Here is a 22788-nt window from a genome sequence, read left to right as displayed (position 1 = left end):
GTCCGGCTCCCAGCGCCGGGCGAGGCCGTTCGCCTCGCGCTCCCGGGCCGAGCGGTCGCGGCCAGTGGCGGGACGCCGAGAACAGGTTCAACGCGGTCACCTTCCGGCGCGCCCAGGAAGCGGGTCGGGACATCTACTGACGGGCGGCCTTGCTGGCCAGATGCTTTACCAGGTCACGCTCGAAATCCGGATCGGGCTCGGCGCCCGCCCGTAGGACGAGGAGAGTCGACTCGACCCTGCCGACGTTGACGGAGAAAATGTCGAGATATATCGCGTCCCCTCCGTCCTCGGCCGGTTCCCGAACGGCGAGCCGTAGACCGGACGTGGCACCTGGAAATCCCGTCAGACTCTTTGTCTCGGACACGTCCGCCACCCGGCCCGGCTGATCCGGAGAACCTGCCGCCAGCTGGGCGAGCATCCCCTCGCGCATGCATTCGGCCAGGCCCGGCTGCGTCAGCCAGAGCGCGCCGCGGCGAACGTCATCCGGCGTGTGTATCTCCGCGTGCGAGCGAACGGCGATCAGGTCGTCGCGACTGACGAGGAGCGGCCCGTCAGCCGAGTCCGATGGCTCTCCCTGAGCCACGGAGGGCTCGAGGTCGACACACGATCCGATCGTGTTCCAGTCGGGCACCCCCGAGGATGGGCTCGGCGAGGAACTCGGCGATCCCGTGGCCGTGGCGGAGGACAGGGGCGTCTCATCCACGAGATTCCCCGTGTCGGGGCCCTTGGTGAGGACGTAGTTCACGGCGAAGAGCGTCGGCGGCGCTGGTGACGGTGGCGGCGGGCCGCCGTCGGAGCATGCCGTCAGGGTCAGGACCGCGACCAGCAGGAGGCCTTGGCCCGGCCCTCGGAGCGGCCGCGGCGCTCTGCGCCCGCCACGGGACCATGGCCCGATCACGCCTCGCACACCTCCCGGTAGCGGATCGGGGAGGCGTATCGATCCCACAAGGACGCGCCGAGACCGCCGCCGCCGCGCCCGCAGGCGTATGGCAGCGGGTCTCGGAGAAGCCGGTCCAGCTCGGCCATATCCCATAAGGTGCCACCAACCGCCATCGTCAGCCCGTCACGTGACAGGAATATCCCGCCCCCGAGCTCCGGGAGTTGGACCAGTTCACGGGCCACATCCTGGTCGGCAAGCGTCCACAGTCCGGTCGTGCCGTCGTCGCCTGAGGCGACGACGTACTCCCCGCTCGGCGAGATGGCGACGTCACCCACCACGAAGCTCGTTCTGATAACGGTCCGCTGGTATGGCTCGCCGGGTCTCCTGATGTCCACGAGGAAGACCTCACCCCCGCCCCCCATGGGGAGCCCGGCCATCGCGAGTGTGTTCGTTTCCGGCGAAAAGGAGAGGGAGGTCAGGGCTCCCGACGTCGCGACCCTGATGGTCCCGGTCAACTGACCGAAATCCGCGCCTTCCCAGATCTCCACCCTGCCGTCAGGATGTGCCGTCACGAGCTTTTCTCCGTGGCCCGAGAAGGCTACCAGCATGGATTCGTTCTCGTCCTTGCCATCGGACGGCATCCGCGCGATCAGGAACGGTGTCATCCGGGGATCGGAGACGTCCCAGACGGTGACACCGTCTCCTCCGATGGCGAGAAGGTCTCCATCGGCCGAGAAATCGGCTGACCGTATACCGCTCACAGGAATCGAGAGTCCCATCGCCCCCCGGGACGACGACCGGTCGTCGAGAACCCAGATGATGGCGGTCGAGTTTTCCGCCGCCCGTGTGACCAGGCTTCGCCCGTCCGGCGAGAACTCGAATATCTCGTTCGCTCCGACCAGCACATCCAGTGCTCGTGGCTTGGCCGGGTCCGCGATGTCCCAGACCACGACCTTGTCTCCGTCAGCCGTCGTGGCCAACAGTCGGCCATCCGCGGACAGCACTCCTCCTCCGGGAGGGATACTTCCGACTCGCACCGGGAGACCCGCCCCGCTCAGGTCCCAGAGGACTATCGACTTGTCGTAGCTCGCGCTGGCCACGGTTTTCCCGTCCGGCGAGAAGGCGATGGCCTTTATCTCGCCCCCGTGACCCGCCAGTGGCATGCTCAGCTGCCGCGGCTCCGCCTCGTCCATGACATCCCAGAGATAGACCGAGTTGTTTCCCTCGGAGATCGGGACGTACGTGGACGAGTTCCCGCCCGCCGCGGCGAGGACCTGGCCGTCCGGTGAGTACGCCACCGATTTCGGCGAGGCCTCCGGGATCACCAGATCCGGTTCCAGGCGCCGCGGCTCGCCTGACTCCGGAAGGGACCATCGCAGGACGTTCTTGGCCGCCACGGCCAAGGTCCCCCCGTCCGGCGCGAACGCCAGCGCGCGTACCTGCCCCGGGATGTCCGTCAGGGCCTTTCCCCGCATCACCGGAGCCGCGGCGTCGGTGACGTCCCAGAACCTGATCGAGTCGATGGACGCGGCGGCCACAGTACGCCCGTCCGGAGCGAACGCGACATCGCTGACGTCGTCCGCCGACTCCACGGGTCCACCGATCAGGTATCCGACAGGCCGAGGATCATCGGCGTCGATCACGTTCCAGAGCGTGTTGCCCACCAGCAGCGTCTGCCCGTCCGGAGAGAAGTCGAGCACGCCCCTGCCAGCTATGTGGGCGACGGTGGTGGGCTTGTCGGCCCTCGAGACGTCGACTAGGAAAACGTCTTCCGAGGTCCCGACGGCTAGCAGTGGGCGCCCTGTGGCGAAATCGACTTTCTCGATGTAGTCCGGCTTGTCCAGTGGGTACCGCCCGACCTGCGTCGGCGGCTTCCGGCCGAGGTCCCACAGGAGCACCACGTCGTCAAAGCCGCCGGAGGCGAGGACCCGTCCGTCGGATGAGATCGCGACGGCGTTCAAGAAGGAGGTGTGACCTGTGAGCGCGCCCTTGTATCGGGTCGAGCTGAGAATGCTGGCGAGGCTCGACCGGGACTTGGCATCGTGAAACGTGCCGTAGGACGACGTGCTCAGCCGCATGGCCGACGAGAGGTCCGGCGAGTCGTTCTGACGGCTCGTGTCGGCCGCTGTGACCAGGCGCCCAATGGCCTGGTCACGTTGTTCGCGCTCGACGGCGCGCTCCCCGAGGGAAACGGCGACACCAGTACCGGCAAGTAGGGTCGCCAGGACGAGCATGAGGGCGACGAAGGCGGGGTTGGGCCTCCTCCGGGCGCGTTGGACTGCTTGCGACACGGTCGCGGCGGGGACCACGCGGACGGGGCTCGCCGGAAAGTCGGACCGCTCGTACGAGGACGCCGGGACAACGACCCGGCGTAGCCGGGCCGCCCGCGCGGCCTCGAGCTTCTGCTGGTAGCCGGCTACCGCCACCAGTTGCTCGGCTCGCTCGTCGACCGCCGCGGTGACCGCGCAGTGGGGGTCGAGGCGGCGCGGGCTGACCCGCGCCAGACGCCGACGCAGGCGGTGCAGCTCGTGGAGCCCGACGGCGAAGGCGGCCCCGGCGGAACCGTGCCGAATGTCCACGCAGGGTGCTTCGCCGTTGAGGATGGACCATGTCACGCATGTCCTGGTATGCGAGATCGGGGAGTTCACCCAGGCGCGGCGTACCCCCTCGTGGAATTCTCGGTCACCGACGAAGAAGGACATCGTGGCCGGATCGGGGTGAAGTCCCGCCGGTCCGGCCGGGTGGATGCTGAGACGCAGGAGGCCGGTGTCGCCGCCGATGTGCCGGTCAAAGAGCACCGGCAGGGCCACCGACCGTCCTGCTGGAAGCGGAAGCCCCACCAGATGGCGCACGAACAACGCCTGGAATCCCCGGAAGGGGCCACGGCTGGCGGCGACACGACCGAGGGCCTCCTGACTGGCGTCGTCCGTGCCCTCGTAGAGGTCCGCCGAGAATCGCCGTCCGGCGTCGAAGGCGGGCAGGCGCGCGCGTTCCCAATGCGCCGCGACGTCCCGTAGGTGGTGGGCGGCGTTCGCTCCGTCGCACACCGCGAGGGCGAGCGCGGCGACGGCGCGGGCCGCGGCGAGGTCCGGGGCGTCGTCCGCGGCCTCGTCGTCGAGCCCTATCGGAAACGACACGCCGGTGTGCTCCGCGCGCGCGTCACGGAGCGGGCCAGAGTTTCCCGCCTTTTCGTTCAGGAGGTTGAAGCCGGTCCCCGGCCCGCTCGGGGCGGGTCGCGCGCGCGCCGCGCCGGAGAAGCCCGCCGACCTCGCGTCCCCGGTATCCGCTGGCCAGCGCCGGCTCGATTCGGCGAGGGCCGGCCAGTAGGGGCCGGCCGGATCCAGCAGCGCGCGGACGGCCGCCGGTCCGTCCGCGCCCGCGGCGGCGCAGAGCGTGAGCCAGCGCTGGGCTGGCCCCGCGAGTTCCTGGCCGAGGCGGCGCAGGCCCACGATCGACGCGGGTAGACCCGCCGAGCCGATGCCAGTCATCGCAGTCCCTCGGCGATGGCCGCGCGTACGGCGTCGTCCGGACGCGACCGGGCGATGGCCCGCCAGGCGTTACGACCAGAGCGCGTCGTGACCGAACACGATCGGCCTATCGCGGGAATGTCGTCATCGGTCAGCGACGAGGCTGGAAACGGAAAGGACACGGACATGCCGACCCGGGCGGCGCGCGTGGGCAGCTCAAGGCCACCCACGAGGTTCCCGCCGGGATCTCGCCACAACGGCATTAAATAGGCGATGCCTTTCTCCTCGGGGCCGAGGGTGGCAGCGACGACATCGCCGTCGCCGCCAGCCGCGCCGACGATGAGAAGGACGTCGACCGAGGAGGGACCCATCGTTCGACGCACAATGCGCATACCGTCCAGCGCGACCTCGTCGACGTCGTCCTCGCCCCCGCGGTCCGGGTCCGTGGCGGCGAAGGCGATCCGGCCTCGCGTGAACAGCGGCAGTACGTGAAGGCGGCGCTCACCTCGCGTCGAGGCCATCCCCTCCGCCGAGCGGGCCGCCGGTCCATCGCCTCCGGTGGCCCAAGTCGGCGACGCGTCTTCGCGGGTCCGCGCGTCGTCCAGGTCATCCGCGTCCGGAGCGACGCCACCCAGCTCGTGGATCAGTACGTTGACAAGCTGGCGGACAGGTGGCGGCGCCGGGCGGCCCTGCGGGTCCTGGTCGCCCCCAAAGCGCCGCGCGTACGCGACGGCGGCTCTCGCGAGGTCCGTCGCCGCGCCGTCGACGGCCGCCGGGTTTCCCGCCGCCAAGGCCGCGCGCAGGCGGACGACCAAGATGCCGACCTGATCCCAGTCCTCGGCGGATAGCGTCCACCGAGAGACCGACAGCAGAAGACTCCGAATCGCGGCGTCGGCTACTCCGGCCGACGACTCCGACTCCGGTGACACGGCGTCACCACCCCCCGGCTCCCGTGTCCGGAATAGTACCCGTACGGCAAACACGCACGTTCGGAGCCCACAGCTTCGTCGCGTATCGGCGACGGCAGTCGCACAGGCTCACAAGTGGCGGGGAGTACGGATTCCGTTTAGGTCAGTTGGGCGCAGGGCGATCGTTCAGGCGGTGCTTCCCGGCGAGAGCACCGAAGACCCGATTGTATGGGTATCCCCGGAGTGCGGCGCCCAGAATCCAGCGATATGGGTCAGCTATCGCTCCACGTTCGAGATCCCGCAGTGTCTCGTCCCACCAGCTCCGCGGGCTCAGCCCGACCGGGCTGACGTGGCGGGTTCTCGGGAACCCAACCTGTTCGAGGAGCTGGCTGGCCGTGGGTCCGCTGCCGAAGATCTCGGCGAGCTCGTCACAAAGCTGCTGCCTGTCACCGGGGGTGAGGCGGACGTCTCCCCCCTCCGTAGCCGCCGACGCTGACCGGCCGCGTGACTCGTCGGCGTGGGCTATGGCCGCTCTGGCACGATCAGCCGCTGCGGCGACAAATACCGCGTCCGCTTCCAGCTGCGCGGTCATGTGTTCGGCGAAGGCAAGGTCGTCGCCGAACGGATCGTCACGACGGGTGATGGTCCGGTCGGCGTCCAGAATCTTGCTCATGTTCGCGGTCGCGATGATGACGCTCTGCCGCATCGCCACCAGCCGGGATGACATCGTGCTCAGGTCGAGCAGGTCACGCCGCAGGTCGTCGACCACGGCGGCGTTCGCTCCGGCGCCACGCGGCCGGTCGCCACGGTCGGCGGCGCCGGAACGGCCAACGTCATCGTTGGGGCCGCCGGTCAGGCGGCGCAACCGGGCCTCGGCGCGGGCATGCAGCGCGCGTACCGGCTCGCCGCCCTCCCATATCCGCCACTGATAGCGGACCTTTGCCGCATGTCCGAGGTAGCTCGGCAGGGTGGGCAGGACGTCATCATCGCGAGTCCAGGTCCAGGTGCTCAGGTCCCAGTCGCTGGCGGCGCCCGCGATCACGACGAAACGGCGCTCCAGCCGATCGTCCCGGCGGTCGCCGACCTCCCACACGGCGAGACCGGACCCGGTGGTCACCCCGTGGTGGCCCCAGGCGCCGGCGCGGAGGTCCTCCGGTAACGCTGCCGCGAACGCGGGGGCGCGGTCTGGTGACGATCCCGATGACTCGTCCGTCTCGTCCAGACGCCCCTGATAGACCCGCGCGGCACCGACCAGCGACGGCGGCGGTTCCCCCGCCGTCGCGAGCCACGCGGCGTCCAACGCCGCCCAGTCCCAGACGGGCGCCATGGCGGGCGGCGCGAGCATGACCGACAGGCAGAGCAGGTCGTGCTCCCGGCGCAGGACGGCCTGGAAGATGCCTTCGGCGGGGCTCTCCTGCGCGGCCAGCACCCGCCGGTGCCCCAGCCCGGACAACGCCGGCAGCGTCGCGGGCGTGTCCGTACCGCGCACCGCCCGTGTCATGTCGAGACGTTCGCGGCAGGCCGTCCAGACGGCTCTCAGGTGGTCGTACGCGCCCTCGGCGCGCGGACCGTCCACCGGCGCGAACAGGTACGCCACCAGCTCGAAGCCGGACAACACCGGTCCGCGCGCCTAGAAGAACACCGAGCGGCGCTGCATGAGCAGGCCGTAGAGGGTGTGTTGGATGGTCTCGCGGATGCGGTCGGTGAGCTCGAAGACGAGCATCGGGTCCTCGGCCGCGGCCGGGGTCAGGTGCGTGGTCGACACCGGCTCGCCGAACTCGATCAGCCACTTCGACGGCAGCGGGACCATCCCGAAGACACCGAGCCAGGGGAACGTCGGCGTCAGCGGGAAGTAGGGCAGGCCGAGCAGCCGGGCCACGGTCTTGGCGTTGCCGAGCATCGGGTAGATCTCCTCAGCCCCGACGATCGTGCACGGGATGATCGGAGCCCCGGTGCGCAGCGCCGCGGAGACGAAGCCGCCACGGCCGAAGCGCTGCAGCTTGTAGCGCTCGCTGAACGGCTTGCCAACGCCCTTGAAGCCCTCCGGCCAGACGCCGACCAGCTCGCCCTTGGCGAGCAGCCGCTCGGCGTCGGGCTGGCAGGCGAGCGTGTTGCCGGTCTTGCGGGCGAGCGGCGCGAGGAACGGCAGCGAGAACACCAGGTCCGCGGCGAGCATCCGCAGGTAGCGGTGCGCCGGATGGTGGTCGAGCAGCGCGACCGCCGTCATCAGCGCGTCGATCGGCAGCGTTCCGGAGTGGTTCGCGACGATCAGCGCGCCGCCGGTGTCGGGCACGTTCTCCAGGCCGCGGGTCTCGACCCGGAAGTAGTTGCGGTAGACGGGCCGCAGCAGCGGGGCGACGACCTGCTCGGTCAGGTCCGCGTCGAAGCCGAACTCGTCGACCTCGTAGTCGCCGGTGATGCGCCGTCGCAGGAAGGCGAGCATCCCGGCGAGCGCGCGCTCCAGGCCAGCTGGCTCCGCCATCGGCGACTCGCCGGCATCCAGCCCGTCACCGAGGCCGCCAGGCCCGGCGGCGTCGTCCCGGAGACCGCCGCCCATCCCGGCGTCACCGGCCGCGGCCGCGCCGGTCCCGGCCGGGGCCGGCGTCCGCCCGGTGCCGCTCTCGGCGGGCTTCGTGGCCGCCCGGGTGGAGCGCGCCCGGCCGGTGACGCCGGCGCGCGCCGCGCCGGCGGCCTGGTCCGCGCTCGGCCGAGCGGGGGTCGCCGGCTGGGCGGCTGACTGCGCGGCCGGCTTCGCGGCTGTGGGCCTGGCCGCGGCCCTCCCGGCCGGCGCGCTGGCGGTGGCGTCCGCGCCGCCGTCCGTCCGCGCCGTGTCCGGCTCGGCCGCCCGGCGGGCGGAACCGGCCCGCGCGGCCCGGGTGCGCGCCGGCTTCGCCTGCCCGTTCGCGAGGTCCCCGTCCGAGGCCCGGCCGCCGGTTCCCCGCCCGTTCGGCGTCCGCCCGTTCGGGACCGGGCCGCCGGGGGCCGGGCCGGCCGTCCGCGCCCTGCTCGCCGGGGGCGCGCCCTCGGACGTGTGCTCCGGATCGGCGGGCGGCGCCCCGTCACGCTGGGTACCGTCACGCTGCGTATCGTCGCGCGACGTACCGGCGGCGGGACGAGCACGAGGGCCGCTCCGACGGGCCGGCCGGGCCAGCGGGATGATCTGGGCCTCACCCGACGGTGGTTCCGCGGCGGTCATGGCGCGCTTACCAGACGTCGACGGGCCATCAGGTCCAGCAGGCCGCGCTCGACCTGGACCACCCGCTCGGGGTCGATCGTCGGGCGCAGCCCGCGCTCGCGCACGAAGCTGTCGAACGCCGCCGGTGTCGTGTAGCGCGGCGTGTAGCCGAAGACCTCGCGCAGCCGGGTGGTGTCGACCGCGCGGCCGTAGGCCAGGAAACCGATCTGCTCGGCCGGGAAGTCGACGATCCGCAGGCGGCTGGCGAGCCGGGACAGCGAGCTGACCGCCGGGAACGGCACCGGCAGGGGCGGCCGGCCGGCCCGACGGACGGCCTGCGAGAGCAGCAGGATCCCGTCACCCGCGACGTTGAACGTGCCGGCGTGCCCGCCGGCGGCGGCCCGCAGCAGCACCGCGAGCGCGTCGCTGGAATGCAACAGCTGGATGCGCGGGTCGAAGCCGAGCACGGTCGGCACGACCGGGAACTCGAAGTAGCGGGCGAGTGGGCTGTCGACCCCGGGGCCGAGGATGTTCGCGAACCGCAGCACGGTCACCGCGATATCCGGCCTACGGCGGCTGAAACCTCGTACGTAGCCCTCGACTTCGACGGCATCCTTGCCGTAGCCGCCCTTCGGCAGCGCGCGCGGCTCCATGTCCTCGGTGAACAGCGCCGGGTCACGCGACGACGAGCCGTAGATCGTCGTCGTCGAGCGCACGACGAGCCGGGACACCGTCTCCGACTTCTGGCAGGCGGCGAGCAGCTGCATCGTGCCGATGACGTTGATCTCCTTCATCGCCGTGCGGCCGCCGGCGGCGACCGGGTTGGCGATGAGGTTCAGGTGCAGCACCGTGTCGATCGCGGCCGTGCCGATCACTTTCGCGATCAGCGGGTTACGGATGTCCGCGCGGACGAACCTGGTACGGCCGAGGTCGTCGCTCGGCGGAACCGTGTCGACCCCGATCACGGTCTCGACACTCGGGCTCGCGGCGAGGGCTCGGGCCACGTCGGCTCCGAGCGGACGGGACACACCGGTGACAAGCACGCGGCGTGGTCTCATGTGGGCTCCCGGGACGCCGGTCGGCTGCGATCCGTGCGTCATGGTACGCCTATCCCCGTTCGCTTCCACTGCGCAGCGTCACCAGATCTCAACCGGACGCCCCGGCGTTACCCGGTGGAAACCCGCAGGTAGCGAAGCCTCGACGCGGCGTTGTCGGCACCCGCCAGCGCCCGCCAAGAGGCCCCTCCGGAGGGCCGGATGCGCGTCGAACGCTCGGCCACGCATCCCGGCCGCTCAAGAACCGACCCCCGGGTCGCGGCGCGACATCGGGGGTCCGGAAGGGGGCGATCCCCTGGTTACTTCTTGTTGCGACGCTGGACGCGGGTGCGCTTGAGCAGCTTGCGGTGCTTCTTCTTGGCCATCCGCTTGCGACGCTTCTTGATAACAGAACCCACGAATACAACCGATCTGTGTGGAGGAAAGCTACCGGGTGAGCCTACCGCCCCGCGCGGGCCGGCTCGGTGGGGCGATCGTCCGGAAGGGCGCTGGCGCGTCCGACGGACGCTCCCGGACCTACCAGATCGCCGACTCCCGGATCGGCGAAGCCGATCCGGAGGAACCCCGTCGCCGATCCGGCGGGCACCCCGGTCGGGCGCCGGGGCGCCCGACCCGGCGTGATCCCGGGGCGGCGACGACTGCCCGGGGGCGACGGTCGTCTTGGGCCGAAAGCATAGCCCGCTCTCGCCCGGCGGAGCGCCAACCGGCTACCGGGGGCGGCCGAGCTCGACGGAACGGTCACGGGCGGCGGTGAGCGCGTCGAGGATGGCGCCACGCACCGCCCGGCGGTCGAGCTCGGCCAGCGCGGCGGCCGTGGTGCCGGCCGGCGAGGTCACCGCCTCGCGCAGGAGCGCCGGGTGCTCGCCGGACTCGCGCAGCATCCGGGCCGAGCCCAGCGCCGTCTGCACCATCAGCTCGGTCGCCAGGGCGCGCGGCACCCCGAGCAGCACCCCCGCCTCGATCATCGCGTCGATGAGGTAGAAGAAGTACGCCGGACCGCTGCCGGACAGCGCCGTCGCGGCGTCCAGCTGCGACTCCGGCACCCGCACGACCCGGCCGACGGAACCCAGGAGCGCCTCCGCCCGCTCCAGCTGCTCCTCGCCGACGTGCCCGCCGGCGCTGAGGGCGGACATCGCCTCGCCGACCAGCAGCGGGGTGTTGGGCATCACCCGTACGACGGGGGTACCCGCCGGCAGGTGGGACTGGAGGAAGTCGAGCGTGATGCCGGCCGCCAGCGACACCACCAGCGCCGCCGGCTCCAGCGCCGGCCCGATTTCGGCCAGCAGCGACGCCATGTCCTGCGGCTTCACCGCGATGACCAGCAGCTCGGCACCGGCCGCCGCGTCCTTCGGGGTGGTCGCCCGCACGCCGTGCTGGGTCGACACGGCCGCCGCCCTGGCCGAGTCCTTCTCGGCGACGACGATCCCCGCGGGATCGAAGCCGGACTTCAACAGACCCGCGAGGAGCGCCTCTCCGATCCGCCCAGCGCCAATGATCGCGACCGTCATGCCTGCTCCCTCAACCTGCGCGCGCACCCGCCGCCTCCGCGGGCGCGAAACACGGACATTCTTCGCGCCTCCTTCGGCCGTGCCCGATCCGTTCCCGGCCAGCAACGCTACGGCGCGCGGACCAGCGCGCCGCCGCCGGGCCACCGCGAGATTTCCCATGCCCGGCGGCCTCGAGGCGACCGCCTAGGGAAGCGCCCTAAGGCCGGCGGGCAACCACCAGCAACGTGCGGAACGGCTCCTCGACGATTCCGTCGGGGAAGGTGCGCAGCATCGAGCGGCGCTCCGCGTCGAGGAAGTCCTCCTGACGGTCGCCGATCGCGGCGACGTAGGACTTCGAGCGAAGCCAGGTCAGGTACGTGTCGATGTCCAACCTGCGCCGCCAGCGGCCGCCGAGTGTGAGGACCTCGGCGAAGTGGCCGGTCCAGCGCAGTTCCTCGGCGTACGGGCGCGTCCGGTACTCCCGCCGGTAACCGGGGCTCATCGCCTCCAGGCGTTCCTGCTGGCGCCGCCACCAGCGCTCGTCCTCGGCGTCGACGTCGTTCCACCAGACGGCGAGCGAACCACCGGGCCGCAGCACCCGGGCGACCTCGGCCGCGGCGACCGGCACCCGCACCCAGTGCCAGGCCTGCGCGAAGCACACCAGGTCGGCTACGCCGGACCGCAGCGGCAGCGCCTCCGCGTCGCCGAGCACCGCCGGGATCCCCGGGGTGCGCTCCCGCAGCCGGGTGAGCATCGCCGCGCCCAGGTCGACGGGGACGACCCGGGCGCCCAGGTCGAGCAGCCGCCGGGTCGCGATGCCGGTGCCGGCGCCGACCTCGACGACGTCCGCGCCGGCGACCGGCCGCCCGGCCAGCCGCTCCAGGTCGGCGAAGAGCCGGTCCGGGTACGTGGGCCGCGCCGCGTCATAGGCGTCAACCAGCGCGTCGAACGGCGAACGTGAACCCATACCGCGATCGTGGCACCGCCGCTCCCCGTCCGGCTACGGGCTGGCCGCCGCCGCCGGGGCCGCGAGGTTGAGGCGGGTGAAGGCGAGCGCCTCGGCGAGGTCGGCCTCCCGCTGCGCCCGCGTCTCGGCGCGACGGGTGTTGATCTCGACGACGACCGTGCCGTCGAAGCCGCTCACAGCCAGACGCTCGAGCAGCTGGGCACAGGGCTGGTTGCCCCGGCCGGGCACGAGGTGCTCGTCCTTGGCCGAGCCCGAGCCGTCGGCCAGGTGGACGTGCGCGAGCCGGTCGCCCAGCGCGTCGGCCATCGCCAGCGCGTCGGAGCGGGAGACGCTGGTGTGCGACAGGTCCAGCGTCACGTGCCGGTAGCCGTCCTCGACGGGCGACCAGTCCGGCGCGTAGGCCGAGACCTCCCGCCCCCGCGCGCGCAACGGGAACATGTTCTCCACCGCGAAGCGCACGTCGGTCTCCTGCGCCATCCGCTCGATGCCGGCGATGAACTCCCGGCCGTAGTCGCGTTGCCACCGAAACGGCGGATGCACGACCACGGTCGGCGCCTCGAGCGTCTCGGCGGCGGCGCGGGCACGCACGAGCTTGCCCCACGGGTCGGTCCCCCAGACCCGCTGCGTCAGCAGGAGGCAGGGCGAGTGGATCGCGAGCACCGGGATGCCGTGGTAGTCGACGAGGCGGCGCAGCGCCTGCGGGTCCTGGCTGACCGGGTCCGTCCAGACCATGATCTCGACGCCGTCGTAGCCGAGCCGCGCGGCCATCTCGAAGGCGGCGGGAGTGGACTCCGGATAGGTCGACGCGGTCGACAGGGCGATCTTCGCGGCCGGGATGCGCGCGGTCCGGTCGGTCGAAAGGGCCGCCAGCGGCCAGGCGCGCGCCATGTCCGCGGCCAGCGCGTCCACGACGGCGGCGCCGTCGCCTCCCCTGGCGCCGTCGCTCTCCCCGGCCCGGCCGCCCGTCCTCGCGCCAGCCCGGCGGCCGTTGCCTCGGGGGCCACCGTTGCCTCGGGGGCCACCGTCACCCGGGAGGGCGCCGTCCTCCCGGGGGCCGTCGCGGGCGGGCGCCGCGGCGCCGGCTCGCGCCCGAGCCAGTCGGTCGAGTTCGCCGCTCATGCGCACGCGAACACCTCTTCCGCCTCCCCTCAAGCCCGAGGCCGCGTTGCGCCGTCGAGCGTTCAGGTCGCCGCGCCGCGCCATCGTGGAATGGAGCCACGCTGCGCGACTCGGCCCAGTGCCAGGCTAGGCCATCCACCCACCGTGCACCGGCGACCGAAACGGACGTAGCCGACCTCATCCGTCGGCTGTCACGCAAAGCACATACCCGGGCGAGCGCTTCGGACGCGGCGGCGAGGGGATCCGGTTGGCCCGGCACCCGGCGCCGGGCCCCGCGCGAACCGGCGTCAGCCGAAGTTCAGGGTGTCCAGGCGGCGCAGGATGATGCCCTCGCGCAGGGCCCACGGGCAGATCTCGACCTCCTCGACGGAGAGCAGGTCCAGCGTCTCGACGGCGACCACCGCGCCGGCGGCGAGCTGCGCGGCGCGCGACGCGGACACCCCCGGAAGCGAGACCCGGCCGGACGAGGGCATCCGGCAGACCAGCTTCGCCGCCGACTCCAGGTCGGACCGGCGCAGCACCCGGCGCACGTAGGGGCCGCGGCTGTACGGCTCGGCGCCGGCGATCCTGGCCAACGAGCGGAACGTCTTCGAGGTCGCGACCGCCCTGGTCGGCTCGCCGACGTGGTACAGCCTGCCGACCACCGGGGCGATCTGGGCGCGGACATAGCGGCGCAGCGCGGTCAGCTGGCGCTGGCTCGGCGGGTCGGTGGACAGCCAGTCCCTCGTGAGCCGGCTCGCGCCCAGCGGCAGCGAGGCGACGACGTCGGGCTCCTCGTCCATGCCCGCGCCGATCTCCAGCGAGCCGCCGCCGATGTCCATCGCCAGCAGCCGCCCGGCGCTCCAGCCGAACCAGCGGCGCACCGCGAGGAACGTGAGCCGCGCCTCGTCCTCCCCGGGCAGCACCTCGACCGCGACGCCGGTGACGGTACGCAGCCGGGCGAGGACCTCGTCGCTGTTCGTGGCGTCACGCAGCGCCGAGGTGGCGAACGCCACCAGGTCGTAGACGGCCAGTTCCTCGGCCTGCCGGCGCAGGTCCAGGATGCAGTCGATGAGCGCGTGCTCGCCCGCGGCGGACAGCGCCCCCGCGTCGTCGAGCAGCTCGACGAGCCGCAGCGGCACCCGCGCGCTGGCCGCCGGCCGCGGCGCCGCGCCATGGTGCGCGTCCACGACCAGCAGATGCACGGTGTTTGAGCCGATGTCGATGACGCCGAGCCGCCGCGGCTGGGCGGGCGGAGCCGGCAGGGCCACCGCCGTGACGCGCTCCTGACCGGAAAGGATCGCCGACCGCTCCTGGGTGGACAGGGCCACCACCGAGCCCTTGCCCGCCGCGGGCCGGCCGTCCGGCGCCATCGCGCCGGACGATCCCAGTGGCGGAGCCGAGGTCGCGAGCGCCGCCACCGCGACGGCCTCCGCCCGGGGCGGCACGACCACACCGGGCACCACCCGGGGCTGGCCGTCGGGGCCGTCCACCCCCGCCCGTTCCTTGTCGGCCGGCTTGGCCGACGGCGAGAACCTCAGCCGCATCGTTCGTCTCCTCGTCGCGCACCGTGCCGCCCGGCGGGCCTCCGGGCGCGCGAGGCTTCGCCATGATCGCGCACCCTTCGGCCAGACCGCCCGCCGCCCCCAGGCCAGCCGGCCAGAGCGCGCGCCGGGGGTACGCGACCACCAGCGATCACGTACCCCGGCCAGGAGCGGGCAAAAGCCGCACCGTCCCCGCCCGGCCGTCCATCTCCGCGAACCGGGCGACGTACGACGCTACGCGCCGCCCGCGGGCGTGGCGAAGCACGGTATGGCGCGCGACATGCGCCGCGGTCCGTCAGGGCTCGAACTTGTACCCCAGACCTCGGACGGTCACCAGGTGCCGAGGGTTGCCCGGCTCGGCCTCGATCTTGGCGCGCAGCCGCTTGACGTGGACGTCGAGCGTCTTGGTGTCGCCGACGTAGTCCGCCCCCCAGACCCGCTCGATCAGCTGCCCGCGGGTGAGTACCCGGCCGGTGTTGCGCAGGAACAGCTCCAGCAGCTCGAACTCCTTCAGCGGCAGGGCGACTGGCGCGCCATGCACGGTCACGACGTGCCGGTCGACGTCCATCCGCACGCCGCCGGCCTCCAGCGTCGCCGCCGCGGCCTCCTCCGGCTCCCCGCCCCGGCGGCGCAGCACCGCCCGGATCCTGGCGACCAGCTCGCGCGCGGAGAACGGCTTGGTGACGTAGTCGTCGGCGCCGAGCTCCAGGCCGAGCACCTTGTCGATCTCGCTGTCGCGGGCCGTGAGCATGATCACAGGAACCGACGACTTCTGCCGCAGCGCCCGGCACACCTCCGTGCCGGACAGCCCGGGCAACATGACGTCGAGCAGCACCAGGTCCGCCCCGTGCCGCTCGAACTCCGCCAGCGCGGAATGCCCGTCCGCCGCCACCGCGACGTCGAAGCCCTCGCGCTCCAACATGAAGGACAGCGCCTCCGAGAAGGACGACTCGTCCTCGACCACGAGCAGGCGGGTCACCCGGTCACTCTTCCTTTCACGAATCGTCGAGAGTCTGGTCGTCTCACGAACCGGCGGGAGTCTGGCCGTCGCGCGCCATCGGCCACGCGCCCGTGCCAGGGATGCCCTCCCCTGGATCGGCCCCCTCCACGTCAGGGTCCGGCGGCTCTGCCTGCTCTCCAGGGTCCTCCCAGTAGGCCGGCAGGCGCAGGGTGAAGGTCGAGCCGGCACCCTCCGAGCTCCACACCCCGACCGAGCCGCCGTGGTTGGTCACGATGTGCTTGACGATCGCGAGCCCGAGCCCCGTGCCACCGGTCTGCCGGGAGCGGGCCGGGTCGGCCCGGTAGAAACGCTCGAAGACCCGCTCGAGGTCCTTCTCCGCGATGCCGATGCCCTCGTCGGTGACCGAGATCTCCACCGTGTCGCCGACTCCGCGCACCCCCAGCCCGACCCGCGTGCCGCGTGGCGAGTAGTTCACCGCGTTCTCGAGCAGGTTGGCCACGGCGGTCACCAGCTGGGACTCGTCGCCGAGGACACCGGCGTCGGTGTTCCCGATCACCGCCACCGAGATGCCGGCCGCCTGCGCCGCCAGCCGGTTACGGTCGACCGCCTCGGCCAGCACGTTGCCCACCGGGACGGGCCGCGGCAGCGGCCGCGGCTCGGCTCCCTGCAGCCGGGACAGATGGATGATCTCCTGGACCAGCCGGGCCAGCCGGGCGGACTCGTGGGTCATCCGGTCGGCGAACCGCCGGACCGCGACCGGGTCGTCGCTTGCCGCCTGCACGGCCTCGGCGAGCACGTGCAGCGCGCCGACCGGCGTCTTGAGCTCGTGGCTCACGTTGGCGACGAAGTCACGCCGGACGGCCTCGACCCGGCGCGACTCGGTGACGTCGTCCAGGATCACGGCGACGAGGCCACCCGCGCCCAGCGGCCGGGTCCTGGCCCGAACCGCGAGGACCTCCTGGTCGGGGCGCGGCCGGGTGAGCGGCGCCACCGGCACCGGCGGCAGGTCCAGCTCACCGTCCAGGCTGACGCCGGCCTCCCTGGTGCGCCGGGCAAGGTCCAGCACGGCCTGGACGGTGACCTCTCGGCCCGCGACCAGCCCCATCGCCCGCGCGGCCGGGTTGGCGAGCGTCACCTCGTCGTCCGCGGTCAGCACCAGCACACCGGACGGCAGCGCGGACACCAGCCGGCGCAGGTGCTTCGCGGGCAACGACAGCCCGGTCTCGTCCGACTGGGCGACGGAGGGCCGCCGCCACGACCGCCGCTGCTCCGCCGTCCGCGCCGGCTCGGCCGGCGAGGCGTCCGGGTTGCTCATCCGGGCACCGCCGCCGGTGGGCCCGCGCTCGCGGCGGCAGGGCAGGCCAGGATGAACGAAACTGCGCGCCGTAGCATCCTTGTCACGTCATTCACCGACCTGTCGCCCACGCGCCGAATGCTAGGTGTCTTCCAGCCGGCCGCGGGTCGGCTAGCGGGTCTACTCCGACGTTCGTCGCCAGGTGTTCATCCCCACTAACGTCTCCGTTCACCAGTGCGCGAAGGGGTCACCGCATCGTCGATCCATCCAAAGACCAGCACTCTAGGGTCGGAGGATCCCAGGGCCGGGCCTCATGACGGCCAGGACGTCTCAGCCAACGGTGGCGAGGCGCCGGGACCAGCTTGGCCACAACGGCACACAGAACAGGAGTCCGCCCGTGCGGGAAGTCTTCCACGAGGAGCTCGACGGCATCACGGCTTCTCTCGTCGAGATGACCAGCCTGGTCGCCTCGGCCATGGCCCGGGCGACGACAGCGCTGCTCGACGCCGACCTTCAGCTCGCCGAGCAGGTCATCACCGGCGACGCGACCGTCGACCTGCTGCGCGACGAGATCGAGGAGCGCGCCTTCGACGTCCTGACGCGGCAGTCGCCGGTCGCGACCGACGCGCGCGTCATCGTCACGACCCTGCGGATCGTGGCCGACCTCGAGCGGATGGGCGACCTCGCCCTGCACGTCGCGAAGGTTGCCCGCCGCCGCTACCCAGGCAAGGCCGTCCCGCCGGAGCTGACCGGCACCCTGACGGAGATGGGCCAGGTGGCGCAGCGGATCGTCGCCAAGGCCGGCTCGGTGGTCGCGAGCCGGGACACCGAGCTCGCCTCCGAGATCGAGGCCGACGACGACGCGATGGACCACCTGCACCGGCAGCTGTTCCGCGTCCTGCTGGAGAAGCCCTGGTCGCACGGCATGGAGGCCGCGATCGACATCACCCTGTGCGGCCGCTACTACGAGCGCTACGCCGACCACGCCGTCTCGGTCGCCCGCCGCGTCATCTACCTCGTCACGGGCGAAAAATAAGGACGGACCGCTCGAAGGCGCGCTGAGCGCGCCGCTCGCGGTCCGTCCGTCGGGCGCTGAGCGCCCGACATCTCTGGTGCCGGGCTGGCCCCGAAGTCCGGGGCCGGCCCCATCCGAGGCCAGGATCATGGCCGGGTTCGCGGAAAAAGGCACCCGTTCTGGGCCCAGGCACGCTGAGAGCGCCTCACCACCGGCCGTCGGACGCTGGGCGCCCGACGTTGCCGGGCCCGGCTCCGGAGGTCCGGGGCCGGGCCTGCCCGATCTCGGGGCCGGGCTCACGCCCCAGCCCGCCGGCCGCTCCTATTTCTTCTTGCCCTGGGCGGCTACGGCCGCGGCGGCGAGTTCGGCGGCGTCGGGGTCGAGGTAGGCGGAGGAGATGACCCTCAGGTCGTCGTCGAGCTCGTAGCGCAGCGGGATGCCGGTGGGGATGTTGAGACCCGCGATGTCGGCGTCACTGATGCCGTCGAGGTGCTTGACCAGCGCGCGCAGCGAGTTGCCGTGCGCGGCGACCAGCACGGTGCGCCCGGCCCGCAGGTCCGGCACGATCGCGTCGTACCAGTACGGCAGCATCCGGACGACGACGTCCTTGAGGCACTCGGTCTTCGGGATCAGGTCGGGCGCGAGGTCGGCGTAGCGCTCGTCGACCCCGCTCTCCTGGCCCTCGGCGATCTCCGGCGGCGGGGTGTCGTAGGAGCGGCGCCAGAGCATGAACTGCTCCTCGCCGTATTTCTGCAGCGTCTCGGCCTTGTCCAGGCCCTGTAGGCCGCCATAGTGCCGCTCGTTGAGCCGCCAGTTGCGCCGCACCGGGATCCAGATCCGCCCGGCGGCGTCGAGGGCCAGCAGGGACGTGCGGATCGCCCGGGTCATCAGGGACGTGTGCACGACGTCCGGGAGGACGCCGGCCTCGCGCAGCAGCTCGCCGCCGCGGGTGGCCTCCTTGACGCCCTTCTCGGACAGGTCGACGTCCACCCAGCCGGTGAACAGGTTCTTCTGGTTCCAGGTGCTTTCGCCGTGGCGGAGCAGGACGAGGGTGGGCATGCCCCGATCCTGTCACGGGTGAGCCGGCGTCTGGGCCACTCGGCGGAGCCGGTGGATCGATCCCCGCTCGCGCTCCGCGGAGCCGCCCGATCGCGTCCGGAAACTAGAAACCCCCGGGCACTTCCACGCCTCCGTGAGACGTGGGCCGTCGGGACTTACGACGGCGCCCGGGGGACCGGTGACTGCCTGGTACTCGCCGGCCAGTGCCCCGCAGGGGACACCCGGAGGTGGTACCACGGAGACCGGCTCTAGCTGACAGTCACCTCACGAGTCCAATCACTACACAACTTTGGACCACCTCCCTTCTCGTGTACCGACGACGCTACGCGCGCCCGGCCCGGGACGGCAACGGGTTTTTGCGACTCACCGTCGGCGCGGTCACGAACACGCTGTCCCACAGGCGATGTGACCCCGTTCGCGCGGGTCGGGCCGGTCAGTCCAGGCCGCCGCGGTGCACGGCCTGTTCGAACAGGTCGCGCAGGGCGGCGCCGAGCGGGCCGACGGCGCCGGTGCCGAGTGGGGCGCCGTCGAGCCGGACGAGCGGCGCCACTCCACGGATGCTGGAGACGAACATGGCCTCGTCGGCGGCGCGCAGCTCGTCGGCGCCGAGCCGCCGTTCGCCGATGCCGCCGGGGACGCCCGCCTTCTCGGCCAGCCGGGCAAGCGCCGCCACCGTCGTGCCGGCGAGCAGGCCCAGCTCGGCCGTCGGCGGCGTGTAGGCCCGGCCGTCGAGCACCACGACCAGCGACGACGTCGCGCCCTCCAGCACCTCGCCCTCGGTCGACACCCACAGCGCCTCGCCGGCGCCGGCGGCCTCGGCGAACCGCTGCGCCGCCATCGGCACCGCGTAGGACAGGTGCTTGGCGCCGGGGAGCAGCCAGGGCGCGTCGCCGCGGCCGGCGGCCGTCACGCCGAGGGAGAGCGACAACGCGTCGACGCCGCGCGCCCGGGCCGCCTCGACGCTGGCCGGCACCGGCTCCAGGAGCGCGTACGCGACCGGCGCGCCCCCGGCCGGGCCACGGGTAGCGGTGAGCCGCAGCCGGCCGTCCCAGCAGCTGGCACCAGCACCGGCCTTGGCACCGCCACCAGCACTGGCATCGTCACCACCACTGGCATCGCCACCGGCGTCGCGCGAGCCGGCATCCCGGGCGCCGGTCTTCGCCTGGCCCGCGTGGAACAGCTCGGCCGCCGTGGTCGCCAGCTCACGCCAGGCCCGCGCCGGCGGCACCGCGAGCGCGAGCGCGGCGGCCGAGCGGGCCAGCCGGGTGAGGTGCTCGTCGAGCAGGAACACCCGGCCGTCGTGGACGCGCAGCGTCTCGAAGACCCCGTCGCCGCGCAGCACGGCACCGTCGTCGGCCCGTAGCAGCGGGGCGGCCGGGTCGTGCGGCACGGCACGGTCCCCGTCCCAGACGACCACCACCGAGTCCCCCACCGGCCGCCTCCCGACTGATCCGGGCCCGGCGCGGGCGCCACGCCCGGGCGGGCAAGATCATGCACTGTGAGTGAAATCGCTTGCCTAGACTGACCGTATGACGGCGGACGTCCACGAGCCTCGGACCGTCCCCACGGGGACGGGCGAACGGCAGGGCTGGCAGTCCCGGCTGCGCGACCGGGGCTACCGACTGACGCCGCAGCGCCAGCTGGTCCTGGAGGCGGTGGATCGGCTCGGGCACGCGACCCCGGAGGCGATCGTCACCGAGGTGCGCCGGACCGCGACGGGCGTGAACATCTCGACCGTCTACCGCACGCTCGACCTGCTCGAGGAGCTCGGGCTGGTCTCGCACGCCCACCTCTCCCACGGCGCGCCGACCTACCACATCACCGGCGGGGACCGGCACATCCACCTGGTCTGCGGCGGCTGCGGGTCGATCAGCGAGATCTCTCCCGACCGGCTCGCGGCCGTGGTCGACGCGCTGCGCGAGGAGCTGGGATTCACGGTGAACGTCGACCACGTCGCGCTCGCCGGCCGCTGCGCGGACTGTTCCGCGCGTTCCGAGGGTTGACTGTGCACATGAGCGCCTCCGCTTCCGCCGACAGCACGGTCCCCGCCGACGCGCCGGTCCCGGGCTACCGGTCGCCGCTGCTGGACCTGCCCGGCGCGGTCCCCGCCGAGGGGCCGGACGCCGGCGTGGCCGCGCACTACGGCGACCCGCTGCGCGAGCAGCGCCGGGCCGCCGCCGGCGCGGCCGTGGTGGACCGCTCGCACCGGGGCGTCGCGCGGGTCGGCGGCCCCGACCGGCTGAGCTGGCTGCACAACCTGGCCTCGCAGCACCTGAGCGCGCTGCGCCCGATGCGCGGCACCGAGGCGCTGCTGCTGTCCCCGCACGGCCACGTCGAGCACCACCTGGTGATCGCCGACGACGGCGCGGCCACGTGGATCGACGTCGAGCCGGGTGGCGCGGCGGGGCTCGTCGCCTTCCTGGAGTCGATGCGTTTCCTGCTGCGCGTCGAGCCGGCCGACGTGACGGCGACCACCGCCGTGCTGTCGGTCCTCGGGCCGCGCGCCGCCGAGGCGGTCGCGGACGCGCTCGGCGGCGGGGCGGACGAGGTGCCGGCCGGCTGGTCCGCGCCGCCGGCGGAGGCCGCGGGCGGCCTGCCGGAGGAGGCCGGGCGCTACCCGCTGGCCCGGCTCGACCCGGCGGTGCTGGCCCGGCGGATGCCCTACGGCGTGGACCTGCTGGTCGAGCGGGCGCGGCTGTCCACCGTCGTCGACCGGCTGCGCGTCGCCGGCGTCGAGCCCGCGGGCATCGACGCCTTCGAGGCCGACCGGATCGCCGCCCACCGCCCCCGGCTCGGAGCCGACACCGACCACCGGACGATCCCGCACGAGGTCGGCTGGCTCACCGCCGCGGTGCACCTGGACAAGGGCTGCTACCGCGGCCAGGAGACCGTCGCCCGGGTGCACAACCTGGGGCGCCCGCCGCGCCGGCTGGTGCTGCTGCACCTGGACGGGGCGGTTGCCGCGCCTGGCTCGCCGGTGACGGCCGCCGGCCGCCAGGTCGGCTTCGTCGGCTCGTCACGGATGCACGCCGAACTCGGCCCCATCGCGCTGGCGATGCTCAAGCGCGCGGTGCCGGACGATGCCGCTCTCGTCACCGCGGACCTGGACGGTCACGAGGTCGCCGCCCGGATCGACCCCGATTCCGGGCCGGTCCGCCCCGATCGCCCGGCGGGCCGTCTCCTGCGGTAACCCTCCCGCGGTAACCGGCCGGCTCTCGCGATCGATGAGGGCCGGAGGCGCCATGGTGGCTCCTTCGTGGTCCACCAGCGCCGGTCGCGCGGAACCCACGGTCAAGGCGGTCTTTCGACCCTGTGCGATCGGGACCATCGACCGCACGCCCCCCGCGGGTTCACCGACTCCGCGCCGAGGCCGCCGGCCACGCCGCTGTTCTGCCTGGTCAACCCATGCATGGTGGGTTCCAGGAGGTTTCGGGCGCCTGGTCCCCGATGACGCGCGGGATGTGCAATCACGCCCTTGAGTGGTCACCCCGTGCCGCGAATGCACGCATCGCACGACGCTCAGCGCTATCGATAGCAGATGTCGCGACATAGCGTTGCCATGCGCCTACGAAACGTCCATCGGGCGGCAGGCAGCGACCGTCGGCGGTCTTGGGGGCTCGCGGGTCCGGAGTCCTGAGCGGCGGGTGGTCGCGGAGCGGACAGGCCAAGGATGCCCTGCCCGTTCCGGTGGCCAGACCGCTCTCGCGGATACGTGCACGCGAACCGAGGAGATCGTCGATGCTGACGGAGAACGCTCAGGCCTGCACCCACCCCTTGGCCTTCGTCCGCGCCCAGCGGGGTTGGTCGTACCAGAAGCTCGCCAGAGTGGTCGCGAAGCGGGCTCGCGACCTGGGCGTGGCGAACATGGCCGCCGAGCG

18 protein-coding genes and 1 pseudogene are annotated in these 22788 nt (G+C 72.8%); 4 read left to right on the top strand and 15 right to left on the bottom strand.

The window, feature by feature from the left end; genetic code table 11:
* Positions 1-133 precede the first annotated feature (133 nt).
* The 13 genes from I6A81_RS07015 to I6A81_RS06955 all read right to left on the bottom strand — a co-directional run bounded on the left by I6A81_RS07015 (position 134) and on the right by I6A81_RS06955 (position 16857).
* Complete coding sequence (locus I6A81_RS07015; RefSeq protein WP_203006530.1) at positions 134-745, bottom strand: hypothetical protein; 612 nt, start codon at positions 743-745, stop codon at positions 134-136.
* 149 nt (positions 746-894) lie between these two features.
* Positions 895-3582 carry a WD40 repeat domain-containing protein gene (locus I6A81_RS07010; RefSeq protein ID WP_203006531.1) on the bottom strand — a complete coding sequence of 896 codons (2688 nt, stop codon included), beginning with the start codon at positions 3580-3582 and terminating at the stop codon, positions 895-897.
* Positions 3583-4364: 782 nt separating this feature from the next.
* A complete protein-coding gene (locus tag I6A81_RS07005; protein WP_203010128.1) occupies positions 4365-5330 on the bottom strand; it encodes a CATRA system-associated protein in 966 nt (321 codons plus the stop codon).
* An 88-nt stretch (positions 5331-5418) separates the two neighbouring features.
* Positions 5419-6870 (bottom strand): CATRA conflict system CASPASE/TPR repeat-associated protein, encoded by a 1452-nt coding sequence (locus tag I6A81_RS07000; RefSeq protein ID WP_203006533.1) that lies wholly within the window; start codon positions 6868-6870, stop codon positions 5419-5421.
* A gap of 15 nt (positions 6871-6885) precedes the next feature.
* Positions 6886-8451, bottom strand: coding sequence for a lysophospholipid acyltransferase family protein (locus tag I6A81_RS43050; RefSeq protein ID WP_238438396.1), 1566 nt, complete (start codon positions 8449-8451; stop codon positions 6886-6888).
* Positions 8448-9488, bottom strand: a complete 1041-nt coding sequence (locus tag I6A81_RS06990) for an NAD-dependent epimerase/dehydratase family protein (protein WP_203006599.1) — start codon at positions 9486-9488, stop codon at positions 8448-8450. Before I6A81_RS06990 ends, I6A81_RS43050 begins: the two co-directional genes overlap by 4 nt.
* Positions 9489-9784: 296 nt before the next feature.
* The gene (locus I6A81_RS06985; protein ID WP_003948845.1) at positions 9785-9883 is read right to left on the bottom strand and encodes a 30S ribosomal protein bS22; all 99 of its coding nucleotides are present in this window, start codon (positions 9881-9883) and stop codon (positions 9785-9787) included.
* A 309-nt stretch (positions 9884-10192) separates the two neighbouring features.
* A complete protein-coding gene (gene proC / locus I6A81_RS06980) occupies positions 10193-11020 on the bottom strand; it encodes a pyrroline-5-carboxylate reductase (protein WP_407661267.1) in 828 nt (275 codons plus the stop codon).
* A gap of 169 nt (positions 11021-11189) precedes the next feature.
* On the bottom strand, positions 11190-11939 hold the full coding sequence (locus I6A81_RS06975) for a class I SAM-dependent methyltransferase (RefSeq protein WP_203006601.1): 750 nt from the start codon (positions 11937-11939) through the stop codon (positions 11190-11192).
* A gap of 33 nt (positions 11940-11972) precedes the next feature.
* Positions 11973-12827 (bottom strand): sugar phosphate isomerase/epimerase family protein, encoded by an 855-nt coding sequence (locus I6A81_RS06970; protein WP_238430647.1) that lies wholly within the window; start codon positions 12825-12827, stop codon positions 11973-11975.
* Positions 12828-13345: 518 nt separating this feature from the next.
* The gene (locus I6A81_RS06965; protein ID WP_203006602.1) at positions 13346-14584 is read right to left on the bottom strand and encodes a Ppx/GppA phosphatase family protein; all 1239 of its coding nucleotides are present in this window, start codon (positions 14582-14584) and stop codon (positions 13346-13348) included.
* A gap of 292 nt (positions 14585-14876) precedes the next feature.
* Positions 14877-15560 (bottom strand): response regulator transcription factor, encoded by a 684-nt coding sequence (locus I6A81_RS06960; RefSeq protein WP_203006603.1) that lies wholly within the window; start codon positions 15558-15560, stop codon positions 14877-14879.
* Between the two features lie 43 nt (positions 15561-15603).
* On the bottom strand, positions 15604-16857 hold the full coding sequence (locus tag I6A81_RS06955) for a sensor histidine kinase (RefSeq protein WP_203006604.1): 1254 nt from the start codon (positions 16855-16857) through the stop codon (positions 15604-15606).
* A gap of 376 nt (positions 16858-17233) precedes the next feature.
* Between I6A81_RS06955 and phoU the strand changes: the two genes are divergently transcribed.
* A complete protein-coding gene (phoU, locus tag I6A81_RS06950) occupies positions 17234-17872 on the top strand; it encodes a phosphate signaling complex protein PhoU (RefSeq protein ID WP_203006605.1) in 639 nt (212 codons plus the stop codon).
* Between the two features lie 300 nt (positions 17873-18172).
* Here phoU and I6A81_RS06945 read toward each other — a convergent pair whose 3' ends face one another.
* Positions 18173-18910, bottom strand: a complete 738-nt coding sequence (locus I6A81_RS06945; protein WP_203006606.1) for a phosphoglyceromutase — start codon at positions 18908-18910, stop codon at positions 18173-18175.
* A gap of 433 nt (positions 18911-19343) precedes the next feature.
* Positions 19344-20342: an aminotransferase class IV gene (locus tag I6A81_RS06940; RefSeq protein ID WP_203006607.1), complete on the bottom strand. Its 999-nt coding sequence runs from the start codon at positions 20340-20342 to the stop codon at positions 19344-19346.
* Between the two features lie 97 nt (positions 20343-20439).
* On the opposite strand from I6A81_RS06940, the gene I6A81_RS06935 reads away from it, so the two are divergent.
* The 3 genes and pseudogenes from I6A81_RS06935 to I6A81_RS06925 form a co-directional block, all read left to right on the top strand.
* The gene (locus tag I6A81_RS06935; protein ID WP_203006608.1) at positions 20440-20913 is read left to right on the top strand and encodes a Fur family transcriptional regulator; all 474 of its coding nucleotides are present in this window, start codon (positions 20440-20442) and stop codon (positions 20911-20913) included.
* Between the two features lie 8 nt (positions 20914-20921).
* Positions 20922-22100, top strand: a complete 1179-nt coding sequence (ygfZ, locus tag I6A81_RS06930) for a CAF17-like 4Fe-4S cluster assembly/insertion protein YgfZ (RefSeq protein ID WP_203006609.1) — start codon at positions 20922-20924, stop codon at positions 22098-22100.
* A gap of 548 nt (positions 22101-22648) precedes the next feature.
* Positions 22649-22788, top strand: a pseudogene (locus tag I6A81_RS06925) (transcriptional regulator); the annotation flags it as partial.

The sequence above is a fragment of the Frankia nepalensis genome (genome assembly GCF_016786325.1).
Lineage (GTDB): Bacteria > Actinomycetota > Actinomycetes > Frankiales > Frankiaceae > Pseudofrankia > Pseudofrankia nepalensis.
This window is presented reverse-complemented; position numbering and strand designations above follow the sequence as displayed.